The following is a 1147-nucleotide window of genomic DNA, read 5'->3' as shown; positions in this document are numbered from 1 at the left end:
CCTCGACGGTCATGGCCGTGTTGTCGAGGATCGCCTGCTCTGACACGTCATCCATGTGCGGATCCTGCCATTGAATGTGTGACCGTCGCACACCGCGTGCAAAGCGATTGTCAAAGCGACGATCCCATCGCGGATCCCGCTCCGATCACTTCAAATTGCCATGGCAAACCGGCAGGATAGCGACCCTGCTTTTTCACTTTGGGATCCCCGGATGTCTGTTGATCCAAGCCCTGCGGCGGCGCATGACCGCGCCGACCAAGTGGGCAGCGCTGTCATCCATGGTTTGGCGTTTGTGCTCAGCATTGCCGGGCTCACCGCCCTAGTTGCCAAGGCCGCGCTGTATGGCGGGGCGCTGGCCGTGTTCGCCAGCGCGCTCTACGGTGCCACCCCCGTTTTTCTCTGTGCCGCCTCGACGCTTTATCACGGCGTGCAGCATCCGAGCGCCCAAGGTGTCTTACGGACGCTTGATCACATGGGCATCTACTGGCTCATCGCGGGCACCTACACGCCCTTCGCTCTGATGGCGATGCCGGGGAAATGGGGCCTGATTCTCTTCGGCACGACGTGGTCCATCGCCATCGTTGGCAGTGTGCTTGAACTGGGCATCTTGAAACGGCATCACCGGGCGGCGGTGGCCTTGTATGTCGCAATGGGATGGGCGGCGATCGCAGCCTTTCAGCCGCTGGCGGCCCACCTTCCGACGGCGGGTTTGGCTCTGTTGATCGCGGGTGGCGTAGCCTACACCGTCGGCGTGCCGTTCTACCTGGCCAAGCGTTTGCCGTTTCACCACTCCGTGTGGCACGTGTTCGTGCTCGTCGGCAGCGTGCTGCACTATGTCGCCGTCTTGCTTTATGTGTTGCCGGGATCCGCGGCGAACGCCTGACCGGCCGTTCGCATTCAATCACGCTGCAGGAAAATAGTATGGCGGCTCACTCTCGGGCGAGCACAGGCTGGTCGATCAAACGAACCGCATCCAGTTCGTCCGCAATGCCAACCCAGCCCCCGTGCATTCCATTGAGCCACCTATCCTCGGTCTCGCCGGAGCTGGTCTCTGACGCTCGAGGCGCAGTGAGACGAAGGCTTTTCGCGCGATGTCCGATGGGACGAATTTGCTGCGGCGAGACCCAGTGTTACCGTCAGTTCGCAA

The 1147-nt window shown here is 61.6% G+C and carries 1 protein-coding gene; it reads left to right on the top strand.

The window, feature by feature from the left end:
* Positions 1-211 precede the first annotated feature (211 nt).
* Entirely contained in the window at positions 212-883 is a 672-nt protein-coding gene (gene trhA / locus AC1DT2_RS24045) for a PAQR family membrane homeostasis protein TrhA (protein ID WP_477299218.1), read from the top strand.
* Positions 884-1147 lie beyond the last annotated feature (264 nt).

This window comes from Luteibacter sp. P4_E6 (genome assembly GCF_056401535.1).
Note: the sequence above shows the minus strand (reverse complement) of the source record. Positions and strands in the feature narration are given on the sequence as shown.

Coding starts and splice junctions, on each gene's coding strand:
- trhA (WP_477299218.1), top strand. CDS start 212: ATGTCTGTTGATCCAAGCCCTGCGGCGGCGCATGACCGCGCCGACCAA.